The 20,905-nt window shown below is 61.6% G+C and carries 16 protein-coding genes; 10 read left to right on the top strand and 6 right to left on the bottom strand.

What is annotated here, in order from left to right:
* Positions 1 to 9: 9 nt before the first annotated feature.
* The 6 genes from gatA (at position 10) to cysZ (ending at position 7,835) form a co-directional block, all read left to right on the top strand.
* On the top strand, positions 10 to 1,479 hold the full coding sequence (gene gatA / locus LVD11_RS08265) for an Asp-tRNA(Asn)/Glu-tRNA(Gln) amidotransferase subunit GatA (protein WP_237057816.1): 1,470 nt from the start codon (positions 10 to 12) through the stop codon (positions 1,477 to 1,479).
* Positions 1,479 to 2,930, top strand: coding sequence for an Asp-tRNA(Asn)/Glu-tRNA(Gln) amidotransferase subunit GatB (gene gatB, locus LVD11_RS08270; RefSeq protein ID WP_237058276.1), 1,452 nt, complete (start codon positions 1,479 to 1,481; stop codon positions 2,928 to 2,930). The genes gatA and gatB overlap by 1 nt, the downstream gene beginning before the upstream one ends.
* A 222-nt stretch (positions 2,931 to 3,152) precedes the next feature.
* A complete protein-coding gene (locus LVD11_RS08275; protein WP_237057818.1) occupies positions 3,153 to 4,841 on the top strand; it encodes an AMP-binding protein in 1,689 nt (562 codons plus the stop codon).
* 215 nt (positions 4,842 to 5,056) lie between these two features.
* Positions 5,057 to 6,610 carry an amidase gene (locus LVD11_RS08280; RefSeq protein ID WP_237057820.1) on the top strand — a complete coding sequence of 518 codons (1,554 nt, stop codon included), beginning with the start codon at positions 5,057 to 5,059 and terminating at the stop codon, positions 6,608 to 6,610.
* 55 nt (positions 6,611 to 6,665) lie between these two features.
* Positions 6,666 to 6,965 carry a PA4642 family protein gene (locus LVD11_RS08285; protein WP_237057822.1) on the top strand — a complete coding sequence of 100 codons (300 nt, stop codon included), beginning with the start codon at positions 6,666 to 6,668 and terminating at the stop codon, positions 6,963 to 6,965.
* Positions 6,966 to 6,989: 24 nt separating this feature from the next.
* Positions 6,990 to 7,835: a sulfate transporter CysZ gene (gene cysZ / locus LVD11_RS08290; protein WP_237057824.1), complete on the top strand. Its 846-nt coding sequence runs from the start codon at positions 6,990 to 6,992 to the stop codon at positions 7,833 to 7,835.
* Positions 7,836 to 7,894: 59 nt separating this feature from the next.
* On the opposite strand, the gene LVD11_RS08295 is transcribed toward cysZ, so the two are convergent.
* From LVD11_RS08295 to purU, 3 genes are all read right to left on the bottom strand, one after another.
* Positions 7,895 to 8,662 carry an MHYT domain-containing protein gene (locus tag LVD11_RS08295; RefSeq protein ID WP_237057826.1) on the bottom strand — a complete coding sequence of 256 codons (768 nt, stop codon included), beginning with the start codon at positions 8,660 to 8,662 and terminating at the stop codon, positions 7,895 to 7,897.
* A gap of 283 nt (positions 8,663 to 8,945) precedes the next feature.
* Positions 8,946 to 9,368, bottom strand: coding sequence for a hypothetical protein (locus tag LVD11_RS08300; protein WP_237057828.1), 423 nt, complete (start codon positions 9,366 to 9,368; stop codon positions 8,946 to 8,948).
* 117 nt (positions 9,369 to 9,485) lie between these two features.
* A complete protein-coding gene (gene purU / locus LVD11_RS08305) occupies positions 9,486 to 10,322 on the bottom strand; it encodes a formyltetrahydrofolate deformylase (RefSeq protein WP_237057829.1) in 837 nt (278 codons plus the stop codon).
* Between the two features lie 134 nt (positions 10,323 to 10,456).
* Here purU and pepQ point away from each other — a divergent pair, with 134 nt between their 5' ends.
* Positions 10,457 to 11,767 (top strand): Xaa-Pro dipeptidase, encoded by a 1,311-nt coding sequence (gene pepQ / locus LVD11_RS08310; RefSeq protein WP_237057831.1) that lies wholly within the window; start codon positions 10,457 to 10,459, stop codon positions 11,765 to 11,767.
* Between the two features lie 335 nt (positions 11,768 to 12,102).
* Entirely contained in the window at positions 12,103 to 13,068 is a 966-nt protein-coding gene (locus tag LVD11_RS08315) for a sulfotransferase domain-containing protein (RefSeq protein ID WP_237057833.1), read from the top strand.
* 84 nt (positions 13,069 to 13,152) lie between these two features.
* Here the strand turns inward: LVD11_RS08315 and metE are convergent, their stop codons facing one another.
* Positions 13,153 to 15,408 carry a 5-methyltetrahydropteroyltriglutamate--homocysteine S-methyltransferase gene (gene metE, locus LVD11_RS08320; RefSeq protein ID WP_237057835.1) on the bottom strand — a complete coding sequence of 752 codons (2,256 nt, stop codon included), beginning with the start codon at positions 15,406 to 15,408 and terminating at the stop codon, positions 13,153 to 13,155.
* Between the two features lie 216 nt (positions 15,409 to 15,624).
* Between metE and LVD11_RS08325 the strand changes: the two genes are divergently transcribed.
* Positions 15,625 to 16,596 (top strand): LysR family transcriptional regulator, encoded by a 972-nt coding sequence (locus LVD11_RS08325; RefSeq protein ID WP_237057837.1) that lies wholly within the window; start codon positions 15,625 to 15,627, stop codon positions 16,594 to 16,596.
* A 41-nt stretch (positions 16,597 to 16,637) separates the two neighbouring features.
* Positions 16,638 to 17,189: a cytochrome b gene (locus LVD11_RS08330; RefSeq protein WP_237057839.1), complete on the top strand. Its 552-nt coding sequence runs from the start codon at positions 16,638 to 16,640 to the stop codon at positions 17,187 to 17,189.
* A gap of 348 nt (positions 17,190 to 17,537) precedes the next feature.
* Here the strand turns inward: LVD11_RS08330 and LVD11_RS08335 are convergent, their stop codons facing one another.
* A complete protein-coding gene (locus LVD11_RS08335) occupies positions 17,538 to 19,298 on the bottom strand; it encodes a DEAD/DEAH box helicase (protein ID WP_237057841.1) in 1,761 nt (586 codons plus the stop codon).
* 365 nt (positions 19,299 to 19,663) lie between these two features.
* Positions 19,664 to 20,830, bottom strand: a complete 1,167-nt coding sequence (locus LVD11_RS08340; RefSeq protein WP_237057849.1) for a nucleotide sugar dehydrogenase — start codon at positions 20,828 to 20,830, stop codon at positions 19,664 to 19,666.
* Between the last annotated feature and the right edge of the window lie 75 nt (positions 20,831 to 20,905).

Raw genomic sequence — 20,905 nt, forward strand, 5'->3', positions numbered from 1 at the left:
GGGAATACCATGCACCAGTTAACCATCGCCGAAATCATCCGCGGCCTGCGGGAACGTGAGTTCTCCAGTGTCGAGATCACGCGCCAGCTGCTCACCCGTATCGAGCAACTGGACGGCGACCTGAACAGCTTTATCAGTGTCACCGCCGAGAGTGCCCTGCGGCAGGCCGAGTCCGCCGACCAGCGCCTGGCGGCGGGCGATGCCCCCGCCCTGTGCGGCGTCCCCATTGCCCACAAGGATATCTTCTGTACCCGCGGGACGCGCACCAGCTGCGGCTCCAAAATGCTGGATAACTTTGTGCCGCCCTACGATGCCCATGTGGTGGAACAGCTCCAGGCCGCCGGGATTGTGAGCCTCGGCAAGACCAACATGGACGAGTTCGCCATGGGTTCCTCCAACGAGACGAGCTATTACGGCCCGGTGAGGAATCCCTGGAACCCCGGTCATGTACCCGGGGGCTCATCCGGCGGCTCGGCCGCCGCAGTGGCCGCGCAACTGGTACCCGGCGCCACCGCCACCGATACCGGCGGCTCTATCCGCCAGCCGGCGGCCCTGACCGGCACCACCGGGCTCAAGCCAACCTACGGCCGGGTCTCCCGCTGGGGCATGATCGCCTTCGCCTCCAGCCTCGACCAGGGCGGCCCCATCGCCCGTACTGCCGAGGATGTGGCCTACCTGCTGTCGGCCATGGCAGGCCACGATCCGCGTGATTCCACCAGCCTGAACCGGCCGGTCCCGGACTTTACCGCCACCCTGGGCGACGACATCCGCGGCCTGCGCATCGGCGTGCCGAAGGAGTACTTCAGTGAGGGGCTTAATCCGGATGCCGCTGCACGGGTGCAGGACGCCCTGAAGGAATACGAGCGGCTCGGCGCTGAGCTGGTGGAGATCAGCCTCCCCCATACCCACCTGGCGGTGCCCGCCTACTATGTCATCGCGCCGGCCGAGGCATCGGCCAACCTGTCGCGCTTTGACGGCGTGCGCTATGGCTATCGCTGCGAGAATCCCGCCGACCTGCGCGACCTCTACATGCGCTCGCGGGGCGAGGGCTTTGGCGAGGAGGTCAAGCGACGCATCCTTGTCGGCGCCTACGCGCTTTCCGCCGGCTACTACGACGCCTATTACAATAAGGCCCAGCAGGTCCGCCGCCTGATCAAGCAGGACTTTGTCCAGGCCTTCGGGCAGGTGGATGTCATCATGGGCCCGACTGCCCCCAACCCCGCCTTCCGCCTCAATGAAAAAACCGACGACCCGGTGGCCATGTACCTGGAAGATATCTACACCATCTCCGCCAACCTGGCGGGGCTGCCGGCCATGTCACTGCCCTGCGGACAGGTAAACGGCCTGCCTGTAGGCCTGCAGGTCATCGGTAACTACCTCGATGAAGCGCGGATGCTGAACGTCGCCCACCAGTACCAACAGGCTACCGACTGGCACCGAGCAAGCGCCCCATTTGCTCAAACGGCAGGAGAACAATGATGGAATGGGAAGTCGTCATCGGGCTGGAAGTCCACGTCCAGCTCGCCACCCAATCAAAACTCTTTTCCGGGGCCAGCACCCAGTTCGGGGCGGCACCCAATACGCAGGCCTGCGCCATTGACCTGGCCATGCCCGGCACCCTGCCGGTGCCGAATGAAGAGGCATTCCGTTTCGCCGTCATGTTCGGCCTGGCCATGAATGCGGAGATCGGCCGGCGCTCGGTGTTCGAGCGCAAAAACTACTTCTACCCGGACCTGCCCAAGGGCTACCAGACTACCCAGCTGGCAGAGCCGATCGTCGGACCGGGCGAGATCGAGATCCACCTGGAAGACGGCAGCAGCAAAAAGGTGCGCCTGCACCACGCGCACCTGGAAGAGGACGCCGGCAAGTCCCTGCACGAGGACTTCCACGGGATGTCCGGCATTGACCTCAATCGCGCCGGCACACCGTTGATCGAGATCGTTTCCGAGCCGGACCTGCGCAGTGCCGCCGAGGCGGTCGCCTACCTGAAAAAGCTGCACAGCATCGTCACTTACCTGGGCATCTCCGATGGGGACATGTCCCAGGGCTCCATGCGCTGCGACGCGAACGTCTCGGTGCGACTGAAGGGCGAACAGGAGCTCGGCACCCGCACCGAGATCAAGAATGTGAATTCCTTCCGTTTCGTGGAGCGGGCAATCAAGGTAGAGGCCGAGCGCCAGATCGACCTGCTCGAGGACGGCGGCACTGTTATCCAGGAAACCCGCCTTTACGACTCGGACAAGAATGAGACCCGCTCCATGCGCAGCAAGGAAGTCGCCAACGACTACCGCTACTTCCCCTGTCCCGACCTGCTGCCGGTTGAACTGTCCGCGGACTACATCGAGAAGCTGCGTGGTGAACTGCCGGAACTGCCGGATGCCAAGAGCGCGCGCTTTGCCAGCGATTACGGCCTGTCCGCCTATGACGCCGACCAGCTGACCCAGGAACGCGCGACAGCCGATTACTTTGAAACCGTGGCCAAAAGCTCGGCCGAGCCCAAACTGGCTGCCAACTGGGTGATGGGTGAGCTGGCAGCACTGCTGAACCGTGAGGAGCTGTCCATCGGGCAATCGCCGGTTACCGCCGGGCAACTGGCGGGACTGATCGCGCGGATCAAGGACAACACGATTTCCAGCAAGATCGCCAAGCAGGTATTCGAGGCCATGGCGAATGGCGAGGGCGATGCGGATACCGTGATCGAACAGCGCGGTCTGAAGCAGGTCTCCGATACCGGCGCGATCGAGAAAATGATCGACGAGGTAATCGCCAACAGCGCCAAGCAGGTAGAGAATTACCGCAATGCCGACGAAGCCAAGCGCCCGAAAATGATGGGCTACTTTGTCGGCCAGGTAATGAAAGCCTCGAAGGGCCAGGCCAACCCGCAGATGATCAACGAGATTCTCAAGGCCAAGCTCGACGCCCTGCTCTGATTGCCCGCTGCGAGCCCGGGTCCCCACGCAAGACGCCTCGTGCATTGCGTCGGGGGCCCGCCCTCCCGCTCTGCAGGAGCGGCCGCTGGCCGCGTTCCTCCCGCCTCTCATGCACGGAAAGCCGGATTCCGGTCACAAATAGTTCGCCCCATTCTCTGGACAAAAGGGACGCAAGTCAGGAAATTAAGGACCTGCAATTGATAACAACAAGAGGTGCAGGTGATGACCGAGACACTCCCGAGCTATACCCGCGGCCAGGCTGGGCAGCCACTGATCGAAATGACCATCGGCGACAAGCTCGACGAGATCACCGCGCGCTTCCCGGATAACGAGGCCCTGGTTGTGCGCCACCAGGGCATTCGCTGGAGTTATCGCGAGCTCCAGCAGCAGGTCGACACCTGTGCGCGGGCCCTGCTGGCCATCGGTATCGGCAAGGGCGACCGCGTGGCAGTCTGGTCACCCAACAATGCCCAGTGGACCACGCTGCAGTTCGCCACTGCCAAGATCGGTGCCATCCTGGTGAACATCAATCCATCCTACCGCCTGCACGAACTTGAATACGCCCTCAACCACTCGCAGGCGCGCATGCTGGTCACCGCCGAACAATTCAAGGGCACGGATTACACGGCCATGCTCTATGAGGTGGCGCCGGAGCTGAGGACCTCCCCTGTCGGGAAGCTGCAGTCCGTGAAACTGCCGCACCTCGAAATAGTGGCGAACCTGGATGAGCAGGCACACGAAGGTATGTGGCGCTGGCGGGACCTGCTGCAACAGGCCCCCCAGGTCGATGGTGCCCGGCTGGCCGCAGCGCAGGCATCACTGCACTGCGAGGAAGCCATCAATATCCAGTACACCTCCGGCACCACCGGTTTTCCCAAGGGCGCCACCCTGTCCCACCGCAACATCCTCAACAACGGCTTTTTTGTTGCCGAGAGCATGGGGCTGACAGAGCGCGACCGGATGGTAATTCCCGTGCCCCTGTACCACTGCTTTGGCATGGTGATGGGTAACCTGGGCTGTGTTAGCCATGGCGCCACCATGATCTACCCCGGCGAGGCTTTCGAAGCGAAGACAGTGCTGGAGACAGTGGCCGCGGAACGGGCCACAGCCCTGTACGGCGTGCCCACCATGTTTATCGCCGAGCTGGAGCACCCGGACTTCGACCAGTTCGACCTCAGCTCCCTGCGCACCGGCATCATGGCGGGCTCCATCTGCCCCGCCGAGGTGATGAAAGCGGTCAACAGCAAAATGCACATGCAGGAAGTACAGATTGCCTACGGCATGACCGAGACCAGCCCGGTTTCAACCCAGACCGCCGCCGACGACCCTTTCGACAAGCGCGTCACCACTGTCGGGCGCACACAACCTCACCTGGAATCGAAGATCATCGACCCGACCTCCCGCAAGACGCTGCCCCGCGGCGAGGTCGGCGAGCTCTGTACCCGAGGGTACAGCGTCATGCTCGGCTACTGGAACAACGAGGAAGCCTCTCGCAGCGCGATCGACGAGGACAACTGGATGCACACCGGCGACCTGGCCACCATGGACGAAGACGGCTATATCCAGATCGTCGGGCGCATCAAGGATATGGTGATCCGCGGGGGCGAAAACATCTATCCGAAGGAGGTGGAGGAATTCCTCTACACCCACCCGGCGATTGCCGATGTGCAGGTAACGGGCGTACCGGACAAGAAATACGGCGAAGAGCTTGTGGCCTGGGTCCAGCTGCGCACCGATGCCGGGGAAGTGACAGAAGAGGAATTGCGCGAGTTTTGTAAGGGCAGGATCACCCACTTCAAGATCCCGCGCTATTTCCGTTTCACCGACAGTTTCCCGATGACCGTCACCGGCAAGATACAGAAATTCCGTATGCGGGAGATTTCCATCGAGGAGCTGGGCCTGAAGGCCTGACTTCTGCGGGGCCAGGATCCTGCCTGAGCCCCGTACCCCCTTACTCCCGCTTCCCTGCCCCGGTCCCCCTGGCCCGCATTCCTGTAGCTGCCGACATGAGCAGGAATCCGGGCAGTCCTTTGTATGCCGGTATTCTCAGGTAATATGGGGTTTCCCCTGCGGCCACTCCCCCGAGAGCACAGCCACGGGGATCGCCTTCCGGATACAGGTGGACCATGAAAAACATAACAAGATTGATATCGCTCGCCGCCGTCGCACTGACCGCGCTCGTGTCTGTACCGCTGACCGCAGACGACTACCCATCAGTCAGCGACTTGCGCACAGCCCTGGACAGCGGACAGAAAACCTCTGCCCAGCTGGTGCGCGAATACCGGCAGCGGATCGACACCTTTAACGAACGACTCAATGCCATTACCCGCCTCAACAACGAGGCCCTGCAGGAAGCGGAGCGACTCGACCGACTGCGTGCCGCAGGCACTATCCTCGGTCCACTTCACGGTATCCCCGTGCTGCTCAAGGACAATATCGACACCGGCGACGGCATGCCCAACACCGCTGGCTCCTGGCTCTTGCGGGAGAACATTCCGGCCGATGACGCTTTCCTGGTGAAGTCCCTGCGGGAACAAGGTGCCATCATCCTGGGCAAAGCCAATCTGAGCGAGTGGGCCAACTTCCGCTCCACCCGTTCGTCCAGTGGCTGGAGCGCCATCGGCGGCCAGACCCGCAACCCCTACGACCTGTCCCGCTCGCCCTGCGGTTCCAGCTCCGGCTCTGCCGTCGCCGTGGCGGCCGGCCTTGCCCCCCTCGCCGTGGGCACCGAGACCGATGGCTCCGTTACCTGCCCGGCAGCAATCAACGGCGTGGTGGGTATCAAACCCACCCTGGGACTGGTCAGCCGCGACGGCATTATTCCCATTTCGGCCCACCAGGACACCGCCGGCCCCATGGCCACCACTGTCAGCGGCGCGGTCATGCTGCTGGATGCAATGGTTGGCGAGGATCCGGCGGACCCGGACAGCATCCCCGCGCGCGGCCCCTACCGCCGGCACCTGCAACCGGATGGCCTCAAGGGACTGCGTATCGGTATTGTCCGCAACCTCACCGGCTATAGCCCCAAAACCGATGCGGTGTTTGCACAGGCGCTGGAAGTCCTGCGCGCACAGGGGGCAACCCTGGTCGACAATGCCAATATCGATACCCTGGACGAGATACATGCCCTGGAATTCGATCTGCTGGCGTGGGAATTCAAGGATGCCGTGGCCGAGTATCTGGCAACCGCACCGGTAAAGGCGAAAACCCTCCAGGCACTGGTGGCGGCCAATGAGCGGGCGCAGGGACGGGAACTCCAGCATTTCGGCCAGGAGATTTTCATCATGGCCCAGGAATCCCGCGGTCGCCAGGAAGCCGGGTTCACCGAGGAGGTGGCGCGGCTCAAGTCACTGGCCGGCAAGCAGGGGATCGATGCCGTACTCAGGGAACATGACCTGGATTTACTGGTGGCGCCCACCACCAGCCCGGCCTGGAAAATTGACCAGATCAATGGCGACCACTACCTGGGGTCGGCTTCCACACCGGCCGCGGTTGCCGGCTACCCCCACATCACCGTACCCATGGGCTTTGTGCGGCACCTGCCCGTGGGACTCTCGTTTTTTTCCGGCGCCAACCGGGAGGACATCCTGATTGCAGCTGCGTACAATTACGAGCGGGCCAGCATGGCGCGCCGGGCACCAGTGATCCCGGCAGCCCCGGGACGGGACGAACAGCCCTGAGCGGGGTGTACCCCAGCCTGGCCAATTGACATCAGCCAAAGCGAAGGAACAGATTGTGACCCTGAAGAAAGACAAGCAGAAAGTCCTCGGTGAAGTATTCGATGAAGAGCGTATCGCCGGATTTCTTGAGGGGGAGGCGCCCGCGGGCGTGGAGCGGGATTTCTATCTGCTGGAGCGCGCCTACCGGGGCATGAAAGCGGAAAACTTTTCCACGTTCGTACGCCTGTTCCTGGAGCAGGGCCACAACCTGGACAGTGTCGGGCCCGAAGGAAAGACACTGCTGCAGAAAGTCGCCGAACATCGCCAGGCTGACGAATACGCACATATCCTGCGCGAAGCCGGCGCTCGCGAATAAGTCACCCGCACAGGGAGTGTCCTGATGACTTCCAATCCCACCCACGGTGTCGATGCGCTGATCCAGGGAGCACGCCTGCTGGGACGCCGCGAACTGCGGCCGTTCATCATTGTGCCGCTGCTGATCAACCTGGTGCTGTTTATCGCCCTGACAGCGGTCATGCTTTCGCAGCTTGGCGGGCTGGCGGAATACCTCAACAGCCTGCTGGCGCACGAACCAGTCAATACCGAGACCATGTCCTGGTGGCGGGCGATCCTGGCGAAAGGCGCTGCCTGGGCCGCCAATGTTTTCCAGTGGCTGGCATGGCTGATTGCCATCGCTGTGGTGATTCTGTTCCTGTTCGTGTACGGCTACCTTTTTGGCATCATCACCAACATCATCGCCGCACCATTCAATGGTTTCCTGGCAGAAAAAGTTGAGGAGCTCCTCACCGGCCAGGCTCCCCCGGCAGAACCGATGCTCAGCATGGTATGGCGCACGATCGGCCGGGAACTGCGCAAGCTGGTGTACTTCATTGGCTGGGGCCTGGTGATTTTTGTCATCGCCATGCTCACCAGCTGGACAGTGTTTATCCCTGCCATCATGGGCGGGCTCTGGGGCGCCTGGTGCATGGCAATCCAGTACGTCGACTACCCGCTGGATAACCACCAGCGCCCCTTCGACGAGCTGAAAAGCGTGCTAATGCGGCGCAAGCTGTCCAGTCTCAGTTTTGGCGGCGCGGTAATGCTGGCAAAAATGGTACCAGTCCTGAATATCTTCGTGATGCCGGCGGCTGTGGCCGGGGGCACGGTCCTGTGGGTAGACCGCCTGCGGCGACACGGTGACCCGGGTGCAGGGCGGCTGCTCAATGATGGGCGCAGCCAGCCCTGATACGGCTGGCCGCCCTTCCCAGCCTTCCCTGCCCGCAGGCTACCGGCGGGCATCCGGATTCAGACAAATGCCGCCATGGGCCGCTGACGGTACCAGCGCGCAGCCAGCACGCAGGATGCCAGCACCACCAGGGTAACCACACCGGCGGTGATTCCCAGGTACTCGGACGGCAGCGAACCGGCGAAGCCTGGCGCCGGCGTGACTCCAGTCGGGCGGTAACTGGCTGCCGCCATGCCGGTATAGTGCATTCCGCTCACCGCTACTGCCATCACCAGCGAGCTGCCGATTTTCTGCCAGCGCCCACGCATCACAAACGCCATCCACAACGCGGCGTAGGCGGCGACCACGGCGATCATCACGGAGATGATCATGATATTGAGGTTGTATTCGATGGTGGCGGGCATCAGCATCGCCTCCATGCCTACATAATGCATGCCCGCGACGCCAGCCCCCATGAACACCGATGCCGGTATCAGCCGATCAAACATGAATTTCCCGGTACCCACAATGGCCAGCCCCAGGGAGCATGCCGCCACCGCCACCAGTACTGAGCCGATGGTGCCGGCCACGTCATAAGCCATAGACATCTCGGTTTGCAGGGCCAGCATACCGACGAAGTGCATCGACCAGATGGCCCCGCCACCCATGGCCAGCCCTGCCACCAGAATGGCGCGACGCCGGTCATTACCGGTTACCGCCTCGGGAATGGCAGTCACCAGCTGCAGTGCCGCAAAGGAACCGACAGCGGAAACCAGGTAGGAAAGCAGCACTAGCAGGGGATTGTACTCGGTGGACATGGCAGCCTCGTTTTGATTATTGGAACTCATGCCCCGGCCGGTTGCCGGGTAAGTTGCGATGGGCTACGGCAGGAAACGTGAAACAGATCACATAGAGTGCAAATTCGCTGAAAGGCCGGCCGTCAATTCCGGCCTGGATGGGGGGCAATTCGCGGATCCCATGGGCGGGAGCCAGCGGGGCCCGGGAGCGGCCAGTCGCGAGGAGCGGCCGCAGGCCGCGACCGGAGGAGGAGGATCAGCAGGCGTGTAGAGGTCATATCCGGATAGAGCGCACAGCGCCGCAGGCAGCCGGAGGAATCAACAGGTGAGGGAATCAGCCGCTGACGCCGTCCCGGCATTCGCCACGGACCTCGCCACCGTATGCATACTCAGTGCGCTCCAGTTCGAAAAAGCCATCGCGACAGAAACCGGTCTCAGCCAGTTTCTGCCGCAACATGCGGTCGAACTGCAGGCGGTCACTGAGCGGGCGCACGCGGTTGCGCGGCTGTACCATACCCTGCTGGGCCATGCGGTTGCTGTTCATGCCGCTCGCGGTTGCCGGCAGGGGAATATCATTGCGCATGATTTCCAGCGCATAGGTGAAGCGCTTGGCACCATTCCTGGCGATTTCCGTGTGAAAGGATTCCTTCAGGCCCGGCACGGGCAGCGGCCCACTGGCACAGGCGGAGACCAGCAGAACCGGCAAGAGGAGCAACAGGCGAGGATTACTGGCGCCGCTGTGTTTCTTGTTTTTCATCTTCTCATACTCCAGAGGGGGAGCTCTTGCTCCCACGACCCAACACAGCCCTACCCGGGGCCGGTATTCTCCCGGCTTCCGGACGGGTGGCGGTTACAATCGCCCGTTTCCGGGCAATTACTTGAAGACTACCGTCTTATTACCGTGGATAAAAACCCGCTCCTGCAGCACCAGTTGCAGGGCCCGGCTCAGCACCGATTTCTCCACATCGCGCCCCGCGGCCGCCATGCCATCCGCCGAGTAGGCGTGGTCCACGTGAATCACATCCTGCTCAATAATCGGCCCCTCATCCAGATCATCTGTGACGAAGTGGGCTGTGGCACCGATGATCTTGACCCCGCGCTCGAAGGCCTGCTGATAGGGACGCGCACCGATAAAGGCGGGCAGGAAGGAATGGTGGATGTTGATGATGCGCCCGCGGTAACGGGCTACAAAGTCGGGGGTCAACACCCGCATATACTTGGCCAGCACCAGGTAGTCCGGCCCGTAGCCGTCCACCAGCTGCATCACCTGTTCCTCGTGCGCCCCCCGTTCCAGGCCCTCGGCGGGCAGACAGTGAAAGGGAATATCAAACTTCTCCACCAGGGCGCCCAGGTCCGGGTGGTTGCCGATCACTGCGGTGATCTCGACATCCAGTGCGCCGGCATAACACTTCATCAGGATATCCCCCAGGCAGTGGGGTTCCCTGGTGACCATCAGCACCAGGCGCTTGCGCCCGCTCGGAACCAGCTTGCGTACCGCACCGGCAGGCAACGCCATATCCAGGTCTTCCAGCAACGTGGAGTCATTGAAATTACCCTCCAGTGCCGTGCGCATAAAGAACCGCCCCTGTACACGATCCACATACTCATCGTTCTTGATGATATTGAGCTGGTGCTTGTAGCAAATATTGGTGATCTGGGCGATCAATCCCTTGGCATCCGGGCAATCGGTTAGCAGTATCTTCTTTTCCATGGTAGAAATTCAGGCCAAATATCCAGAGCAGAGACTATACACTAAGGGCTTATCCCGATTCACACTTGCGCAACCCCTGACAGGCCCGCGGTCTGCCACGCGGGTTTCCAGGCACCAGCCAACCAAGGGCAACCATGGACAAGAAACTGTACGCCACGCATATGGCCACGCTGCGCCAGCGTTATGACCAAATTCTGGAAGAGACCGGCTTCGACACCCTGAACGTCCTGAGTGGCCGGCCCAAGGTGCAATTCCTCGACGACAATTACTACCCGTTTCGCGTCAACCCGCAGTTCAAGGCACTGGTGCCGGTCACCGACAACCCCCACAGCTGGGTAATCTACCGCCGCGGCCAGAAGCCCAAACTGCTGTTCTACCGCCCGGTGGACTTCTGGCACTATGTACCACCGGCGCCACAGACTTTCTGGAGCGACGAGTACGAGATCGAGCTGCTGAGCAAGCCCGATGAGGCGAAGCAGTACCTCGAAGCCGAAAATGCCGCGTTTATCGGCGAGACCGATGGCCTCGACGGCTGGAACATCGGCAACGCCAACCCCGAGGAACTGCTGGCACGGCTACACTGGGCCCGGGCCTACAAAACCCCCTACGAGATGGCCTGCCTGCGCGAAGCCAACCGTATTGCGGTGAGAGCCCATCGCGCCGCAGAGGCGGCATTCCGCGATGGCGCCAGCGAATTCGAGATAAACCTCGCCTATTTGCAGGCGGCGGGACAGGGCGAGAACCAGATGCCCTACGGCAATATTGTCGGCCTCAACGAACATGCCGCAATCCTGCACTACACCCACCTGTCCGGCGAACGCCTGCCCGAGAGTGAGCGCCGCAGCTTCCTGATTGATGCCGGTGCCGACTGCAATGGCTTCTGCGCCGACATCACCCGCAGCTACGCGTATCGCGATGGCGAGTACGCCGAGCTGGTGGCGGCCATGCATGAGAAGGAACAGGAACTGGTGGCCGGCCTGAAGCCCGGCGTCCCCTACCCTGACCTGCACCGGGACTGCCACCAGAAAATCGGCGAACTGCTGGAGCAGTTCGGGGTAATCAACTGCCCGGCCGCGGCCGCAGCCGAGTCCGGGCTCACCGCCACCTTCATGCCTCACGGCCTGGGTCATTTCCTCGGACTGCAGGTACACGACGTGGGTGGCCACCAGAGTGCTCCCGAGGGCGGCACCACCCCGCCCCCGGAGCAATACCCGTTCCTTCGCACAACGCGGACGGTGGAGGAGAACCAGGTCTTTACCATCGAGCCGGGCCTGTACTTTATCGACAGCCTGCTGGGCGACCTGAAGGACACCAAACTGGCTGGCGAGGTCAACTGGGCCAAGGTGGAGGAGCTCCGGCCCTTCGGCGGTGTGCGTATCGAAGACAATGTCATCGTGCACGAAGACCGCGTGGAGAATATGACCCGGGACTGCTATTCAGGCTAACTGAGACGCACCCGCGCGCCAGGCCCACTCTGGCTCCGTGAGCCGGGCGCGCAGGGCTGTGCCAACCGGGGACCAGGTAACAGTCCCCTCGGCAGGCAACTCACCCTTTACTCCGTTTTCCGCGCAATGAACGTAAGCGCTCTCAAGGCGCTGATCAGGGCCCGTTTCTTTCCAGACTTCAGTACCGATTTCTGACTCCAGGACCGCCAGGTAGTGAACGCAATGCCTGGCCCACAGTTGCATAGCACTGTCGAGTTGGCTTCCCCCCGAGATCCCCCTACAATCCTTCCCCTGCTGCAGGGAAAGCGCGGCTATGAAATCCAGGGAGGGATAATGTGAAACCACTCAATGCACTTTACGGCCCGGCACGATCCGGCACCACGTGGATAGGCAGTGTATTCAATGCCGCCCCGGAAGTGGCTTACCGTTTCGAGCCAATCCATCGCCTGCGCCACCACGAAATCTGCCAGGCATTCAACCGCCCGGAAGGTCCCTTTGACCGCAGCCACCTGGAGCAGCTCTACACCTTGCTACTCCGCTCCACCGCCGCCATCGACAAGCCACCCTTTTTTCGTAAAGCCCTGGAACCCGGGCTGGGCAAATCCCTGCTGTGGCCGCTGGCCCGTAAGCTCCCGGTCGTCGACAGACTGTACAGCAGCCTGTATTCGTCGAGTAAAGAGCGTCCACTGGTTTTCAAGGAGGTTGCCCTCACCCATACGATTCCGCACCTGGTAGCGGGTGGCATTCCCGTGGCTTACGTCGCCCGACACCCGTACGCGACCATCATGTCAGAAATCCGCGGCCAGCAGGCCGGGCTGATGCCCAGCGGCAGGGCCTCTGTGGTGGCATCACTCCTGGAGAAATACGCCCCGAACCTCTATGAGCAATACGGTGACAGTATCGAGAGGATGGAACACATCGAAAAGCAGACGCTGATCTGGCTTATGGAAATCCAGTTTACCTATCAATCCCTCGCCGCTGCCGACCAGGGCACTGCCCGGATTTACACTTACGAGGAAATCTGCACCGATCCCCTACCCACCTTTCGCCAGATGTTTTCCCTGTTCGGGATTCCCCTGGGAACTGAAGTGGAAAACTATCTCGACCGGCTTTATGCCAGCAGTCCGGCTGCAGCGAAACGCCGGCCGCAGTGGATGAGTTATTTCAGCATCATGAAAAACCCGGCACACTCTGTGCATCAATGGCAGCAGCGCGTCGACCGCCCGGTAATGAATAAGATCATGGGCTTCCTCGAGGGCAATACGGCTTTTGAGTACTTTGCCAACCGGGGCAGCTGGTAGCCACCCCCGGTTTCCCCTGAAGCCCGATAGGTAAACAACGTGAGGTGGTGGCTATATTGGGGGCAACAATCACCCCCGGGTACCTCAGGCAATATCCACAATTTCCAGCGCTGTCCTGACCTCCCGTGCTGCCTCCACCATGTTCAGCAGTGAAGTACCCACCTCGGCCCATTCGCGGGTTTTCAGTCCGCAGTCCGGGTTCACCCACAGTTTTTTCGCGGGAATCACTTCCACCAGCTTCCGCAAGCGGGCCACCAGCTCCGCGCGCTCCGGCACATTGGGCGAGTGGATGTCATAGATGCCCGGCCCGATCTCGTTCGGGTAACCGCCATCACCGCTGGCAAAGGCCTCCAGCAAACGCAGGTCGGACCGCGCCGATTCAATGGTTATTACATCGGCGTCCAGCGCCACGATGGCATCCATGATGGTATTGAAGTTGCTGTAACACATATGGGTGTGCACCTGGGTTTCCGGCCTCACCGCACTACAGGTATAGCGGAAACAGCCCACCGCCCAGTCGAAATACGCCCCGTGGTCGGACTCCCGCAGCGGCACTCCCTCGCGCAGGGCCGGCTCGTCTATCTGGATAATGCCAATCCCTGCCGCCTCCAGGTCCAGCACTTCATCGCGCAGGGCACGGGCGATCTGCAGGCAGCTTGCACTGCGTGGGATGTCTTCCCGTGGGAAAGACCAGTTGAGGATGGTCACCGGGCCGGTCAACATGCCCTTGACCGGCTTTTTCGTCAGTCCCTGGGCATAGCGGCTCCACTCCACGGTCATGGGCTGAGGACGACGGATATCCCCGGCGATAATCGGCGGCTTCACACAGCGGGAACCATAGCTCTGTACCCAGCCATTTCCAGTGTGGATAAAGCCATCCAGTTGCTCACCGAAATACTCCACCATATCGTTGCGCTCGGCCTCACCGTGAACCAGCACATCCAGGCCGAGGATTTCCTGGCGCCGCACCGCCTCGGCAATTTCAGCCCGCAGGTGCTGCCGGTACTCCTGCTCGCTGATCTCACCGGTACGGAACTGGCGGCGCACCTGCCGGAGCAGGCCCGTCTGCGGGAAGGAGCCGATGGTCGTAGTTGGCAGCACCGGCAGCTGCAAGCGTTGTTGCTGCAGCGGCGCACGCTCGGCGTACGACTGCGGGCGCCAGCTGTCCCGCAATTCCGCCAGCACACCGGTATCCCCATGCGTATCGGGTGACTCGGATTTCCCATCACCAGGCAACAGCTGGCCCGACGCCAGTGCCGCCTGCAAAGTCTGCAGCTCTTCGAGCTTCTGGCGGCTGTAGGCCAGTCGTTGTCGCTGTTCAGCCGGTAGGTCAGCCTCTGTTTCCAGATCTACCGGGCAATGCAACAGGGAGCAGCTGGCCGATAGCCACAGGGCATCCCCCAGCTCCCGCTCCAGCGGTTCCAGGCGCTGCTGCCAGCCGGCCAGCTCAGTGCGCCAGACGTTGCGGCCGTTCACCACCCCCAGTGACAGCACCTGTCCCTGACTCCGCGCAGCCACCGCCAGGTCGATTTCCCCCGGTGCGCGCACCGCATCAATATGCACTCCCTGCACCGGCAGGCTGAATGCCAGCGGCAGGTTTTCCCGCAGCGGCGAGAAGTAGGTTGCCAACAGCAGCTGTGGCCCCGCGTCAGTGCGCAGCTGCTCATAGGACGCGGCAAATGCCTGGCGCCAGCGCTCTTCCAGGTCCAGCCCGAGGATCGGCTCGTCAATTTGTACCCACTCCACGCCGGCCTCTGCCAGCTGTTGCAGCAGTTCCCGGTACAGGGGCAACAGGCGCGGTAACAGCCCAAGCCTGTCGGCGCCGGAACGGCCGAGCCACAGGTACGTCAGCGGGCCGATCAGCACCGGCTTGGGGGGGAAGCCCTGTGCCCGTGCCTCAGCCACCTCTGCCAGCAGCCATTCACTGTCCAGCGTGAACTCCTGGGTCGCATCGAATTCCGGCACCAGGTAGTGGTAGTTGGTGTCGAACCACTTCGTCATCGCGCTGGCCGCAACCGGTTCGCCGGCAGGGGCGCGGCCACGGGCCAGGCGGAAATACTGGTCCAGTTTTGTGTCCGCCGCCCCCCGGGTAAATCGCTGCGGGACCACGCCGAACATCAGCGAGTGATTCAGCACCTGGTCATACCAGGCAAAGTCCCCCACAGTGACAAACTCCAGGCCGGCCTGCTCCTGCGCGCGCCAGTTGTCGCGGCGCACGGCGGCCCCCACCTCATAGAGCTGCGACGAGGACAGCTCCCCGCGCCAGTATGACTCCAGCGCCCGCTTCAGCTCACGCCGCGCGCCAATGCGCGGATAGCCGAGGATATGTGTCTTTGCCATTCCTGGTTTCCCCCATGTCCATTGATACGGCAGGAACGCGTCCACGCGCCGCCGTTAAACCGTATTCCCACCCGCCCCCTATCGGCTTGCGGCACCGCAGTGAGTCCGGCAAGCGAGGGGGTGTGACGGGTCCTGATATTTCGGGGTTGATTCTGGGCCGCCGCTGATATTCAATCAATTTCATATTTTTTGCCAAAAACATGAATTTTTCTAAAGATGATCGAGCTGCGCCAGCTTCGCGCCCTCACCGTGCTGCGGGAGACCGGCAGCATGGTGCGTGCCGCGGAACGCCTCCACCTGACCCAGTCCGCCCTGTCGCACCTGTTCCGGGAAATGGAAGACCGCCATGAACAGGCACTGTTCGTGCGGAAATCGCGGCCACTGCGTTTTACCACCGCGGGCCTGCGCCTGCTGCAGCTGGCAGATGAGGTACTGCCACGGGTTGCCGTGGCACAGCGTGACCTGGCCCGGCTGGCCTCGGGCCAGGCGGGGCGACTGAACATCGCCATCGAATGCCATAGCTGCTACCAATGGCTGATGCCCACCCTGGATGCCTACCGGGATAACTGGCCCGAGGTGGAACTGGACCTGTCCAGCGGCTTCCATTTCGCCCCGTTGCCGGCCCTGACTCGGGGCGACCTGGACCTGGTGGTGACTTCCAACCCGGATCCCGAACTACAGGGCATCCACTATGAGCCCCTGTTCAGTTTCGAAATGGTACTGGCGGTCAGTCGCAAGCACCCACTGGCCAACCGGAAATGGGTGGTGGCGGAAGACCTGTCAGGCGAGGTACAGATCACCTATCCGGTGGAGCGGGAACGCCTGGATATCTTCCAGCATTTCCTCGACCCGGCCGGGGTGGAACCGGCCGAGATCCGCACCGCCGAGCTGACCGTGATGATGGTGCAGCTGGCCGTCAGCGGTCGCGGAGTCTGTGCCCTGCCCAGCTGGGCCCTGCACGAATACCTGCAGAAGGGTTTTATTACGCAGTTGCGCCTGGGGGAAAAGGGACTGTGGAGTACGCTGTACGCAGCTGTCCGGGAGGAAATGCTCGGGCAGGCTTACCTGACGGATTTCCTGCAAACCGCGCGGGATACCTGCTTCGGCAATCTCAGGGATATCCGGTCCGTTGCCCATGCCAGTCCCCTGCCGAGTGCGGACTACCCCCTTGCACGGAAAAAAGGATAAGCTTTGCCAAAAGAAAAGTTACATGAACAGGGAGATATATCATGGCCAATACTGCCCCGACACAATGGCACTTTCTCAGCAGGAGCCTGCACTGGCTGATCGCCGTTTTCTTCCTCTTCGCCTGGGCTTCCGTGGAGCTGCACGAGAGCTACGAGCGTGGCGACCCGATGAGAACCTGGTGGATGGTGCTGCATTTCTCCATCGGCCTGACCATCCTGCTGCTTGTATTTGCCCGGATTTACGGCCGCGCGAAACACCCGCGGCCGCAGCTCTATGGCGGCCGCTGGCAGCGCAAGGTATCGCTGTCGGTGGAGGGACTGATGTATGTCGTCATGCTCGCCATGCCCATCACCGGCCTGGCCATGCGCCAGTTCGAGGGTGACGAGACCCTGGTTTTCTGGCTGTTCAAGATCCCGGCTTTCGTACAGGAAAATGAGGGCATCGCCGAGCAGCTGGAGTTCTTCCACAAGGAACTGATCTGGAACACCTTTCTCGGCCTGCTGGTGCTGCATGTAGCCGGCGCACTCTGGCACCACTTCGGCAAGGGCGACGCGACACTGCGACATATGCTGCCCTGGTCGAAAAGCGAGTAACCCTGGCGCCTACTGACGATGCGCGATTACCAGCGGCAGGTAACGCGCATCAAACCAGTCCAGATTGGCCCACCTGATCGCCATCGCAACCAAAACACCCCCGGCCCCCATAGCAGAGCCCTGGTAAATACAAACCTTCAGTAGTAGCAATGCCAGGCGGGCCAGAACAGAACACCACAGACTCGCGATAAGTTATCGGTTCTGCTCAGTGAAACCGGGTTTCTGCCTTCAGAGTAAATACGAAAAGAAACGGAAGACGGTGGGAAAAGGCAGGGAAAGAAAAGGAAAAGAATAAAACAGGAGTCGGGAATCATTGGTGCGGCATCTGCCGCACCAATGAGGAACCCATTACTGCTTTCTTTTACGCGGCTTACCTGCCGGCTTGGGACCGGATTTCGGTTTGCGCTTGCTGTGTGATGGCTTGCCGGCCTGCTCACTGAAGCGCGAGATCCGCATTTCCCGCCCCGCGACACGCACCTTTTTCAGGTGGCTGAAGATTTCCTTCGGCATGCCTTCAGGCAGGTCCACGGTTGTGTACTCGGGATAGATCTCGATACGGCCGATATAGGAGCTGTCCAGGTCCACCTCGTTGGCGATAGCGCCGACGATATTACCCGGCTTGACGCCGGCCTCGCGGCCAACCTCGATGCGGTAACGTTCCATGCCCTCATCCGGCGGCGGCATCTTCTTGTCTTTTTCGTAGCCACCCTGCTTGCGGCCACGGCTTTCGTAGTCACCCTCGCGTTCGCGGCGCTCGCGCTTCTCGCGCGGCTTGAATTCCTGCTCCTTGACCAGCAGCGGCTGGTCGCCCTGGGCCATGGCGGCCAGTGCGGCGGCCACATCCAGGGGATCCGCCTCATTCATTTCCAGGTACTTCTCTACCAGCTCGCGGTAAGGCGCCAGATCAATCCCGCCTTCCAGGGTGGCCGTGATCCGGTCACGGAAGCGCTGCATGCGCGCGTCATTCACCGCCGCCGCACTGGGCAGCTGCAGCTGCTCGATGGGCTTCTTGGTGGCGCGCTCGATGGAGCGCAGCATACGGCGCTCGCGCGGGGCCACGAACAGGATGGCATCACCCTCGCGCCCGGCTCGACCGGTGCGGCCAATGCGGTGAATATAGGCTTCGGTATCGTAGGGAATGTCGTAATTGATCACGTGGCTGATACGGGCGACATCCAGGCCCCGCGCCGCCACATCAGTGGCAACCACGATATCCAGCTTGCCCTTCTTGAGCTTGTCGATCACCGCCTCACGCAGGTTCTGCGCCATATCGCCATTCAGGGCCGAGCTGGCGAAGCCACGGGCGGCCAGCTTGTCCGCCAGCTCCACCGTGCTGTTCTTGGTGCGCACGAAGATAATGGTGGCATCCACCGGTTCCGCTTCCAGGATCCGGGTCAGTGCATCCAGCTTGTGCAGGCCTCCCACCGGCCAGTAACGCTGGCGAATGGTTTCGGCAGTCTCGGTCTTGACCCGGATCTTCACTTCCACCGGGTCACGCAGGTGCTCGCGGGCAATGCGGGCGATCTCTTTGGGCATGGTGGCGGAGAAGAGCGCAATCTGGCGCTCGGCGGGAATCTGTTCCAGCACCCACTGTACGTCATCGATAAAGCCCATGCGCAGCATTTCGTCGGCTTCATCCAGCACCAGGGTCTTCAGGTTTGACAGGTCCAGGCTGCCGCGACGCATATGGTCCATGACCCGGCCGGGGGTACCCACCACCAGCTGCACACCGCGCTTCAGCTGCTTTATCTGGCCGCGGTAATCGGCGCCACCGTAGACGGGGGCCACATGGAAACCTTTCAGGTTCTGGGCGTAGGACTGGCAGGCCTCGGCCACCTGGATGGCCAGCTCCCGCGTGGGCGCCAACACCAGCGCCTGGGGGCGACGATCATTCAGGTCCAGCTGCGCCAGCAGGGGCAGCGCAAAGGCCGCGGTCTTGCCGGTGCCGGTCTGTGCCTGGCCCAGCACGTCGCGGCCGTCCAGCAGGGAGGGAATGGTCTGTGCCTGGATCGGCGACGGGGTTTCATAGCCCAGGGACTGGACGGCACTGAGGATCTCGGCCGGCAGGTCCAGCTGGTCAAAGCCAATCGGCTCGGGGGTATCGGTCATGTTGGAATTCACTTGAATCTATGTAGGGGGCCTGGCGTGGCCATGTCCCGGTGGGGTAACCATAGCGCACAGCCGCACATTGCTGGGCAGGCGCGAAAGCCCACTAATAGCAACCCGCTATCTTCAAGCTTAATCAACGCAGTACAGGGGCCTTTGGCGAGGAGGTCTGTTACCCATGAAGGCTTATGCCCCGCTTGCAACCCTCGACGGGTGGGGACAGAAGGCCGCGGAGTCTAACAGAATGACACGGGAATTGGCAGTATATTTTTTGACCAATTTCGAGGGGAGAGGGGGAGGCTCGTGATGACAGCCCCTGGATCGGGGAGGCCCCCGCCGCCCTGAACCGGCGGCGGGGATGGGCCTACTCAGTCACGGCCATACAGGTCGCGGGTGTAGACCTTGTCCGCAACGTCCTGCAGTTGCGGGCACATGCGGTTGGCAACAATGACGTCGGCGCGCTGCTTGAACGTGTCCAGGTCGTTCACCACATCGGAATTGAAGAAGCTGTCACCCTCGTAGGTGGGCTCGTAGACAATCACCTCGATGCCCTTGGCCTTGATCCGCTTCATGATGCCCTGGATCGAGGAGGTCCGGTAATTGTCGGACCCCGCCTTCATGATCAACCGATGCACCCCCACAACCTTTGGCTTCAGCTTGAGGATGGACTCGGCCACAAAGTCCTTGCGGGTCGAGTTGGCATCCACGATGGCCTTGATCAGGTTATTGGGCACATCCTCGTAGTTGGCCAGCAGCTGCCTTGTATCCTTGGGCAGGCAGTACCCCCCGTAGCCAAACGAGGGGTTGTTGTAGTGATCGCCAATGCGAGGGTCCAGGCCCACTCCACTGATGATCTGGAGGGTATCCAGCCCGTGCGTTTCGGCGTAAGTATCCAGCTCGTTGAAGTAGGCCACCCGCATCGCCAGGTAGGTATTGGAGAACAGCTTGATCGCCTCGGCCTCGGTCGAGCCGGTCATCAGGATTTTCACATCCTTGCTGAGGGCACCCTGCAGCATCAGCTCCGCAAACATTTCCGCTTTCGGCGATTGTCCGCCGACCACAATGCGCGAGGGATACAGGTTGTCATGAAGGGCCTTGCCCTCACGCAGGAATTCCGGCGAGAAAATAATGTTGTCGTTGGCAAAGCGCTCTCGGACTTCGCAAGTGAATCCTACCGGGATCGTCGACTTGACTACGATCGTGGCATCCGGATTGATGGCGGTGATATCCTCGATTACGGACTCAACAGTACTGGTATTGAAGTAGTTGGTCTCGGGATCATAGTCCGTCGGCGTGGCCACGATGACAAACTCAGCATTTTCATATGCCTGCTGCTTGTCCAGCGTGGCGGTAAACTGCAGTTCCTTCTCGCGGAGGAACAGCTCGATCTCGGCATCGACAATCGGGGCGACTCCCCGGTTCAGCCCATCTACCCGCTCGGGCACCACGTCCAGAGCCACCACTTCATTGAACTGCGCCAGTAGCAGCGCATTGGAAAGCCCGACATAGCCGGTGCCAGCCACGGCGATTTTCATATAGGAACCTCTTGGAATCTCTTCTTGCCTCGCAGCAACCTTTGCGCGGGTACGGTTGGGTGGGGCCCTGCCCCG

It is taken from the genome of Microbulbifer sediminum (genome assembly GCF_021729035.1).
Lineage (GTDB): Bacteria > Pseudomonadota > Gammaproteobacteria > Pseudomonadales > Cellvibrionaceae > Microbulbifer > Microbulbifer sediminum.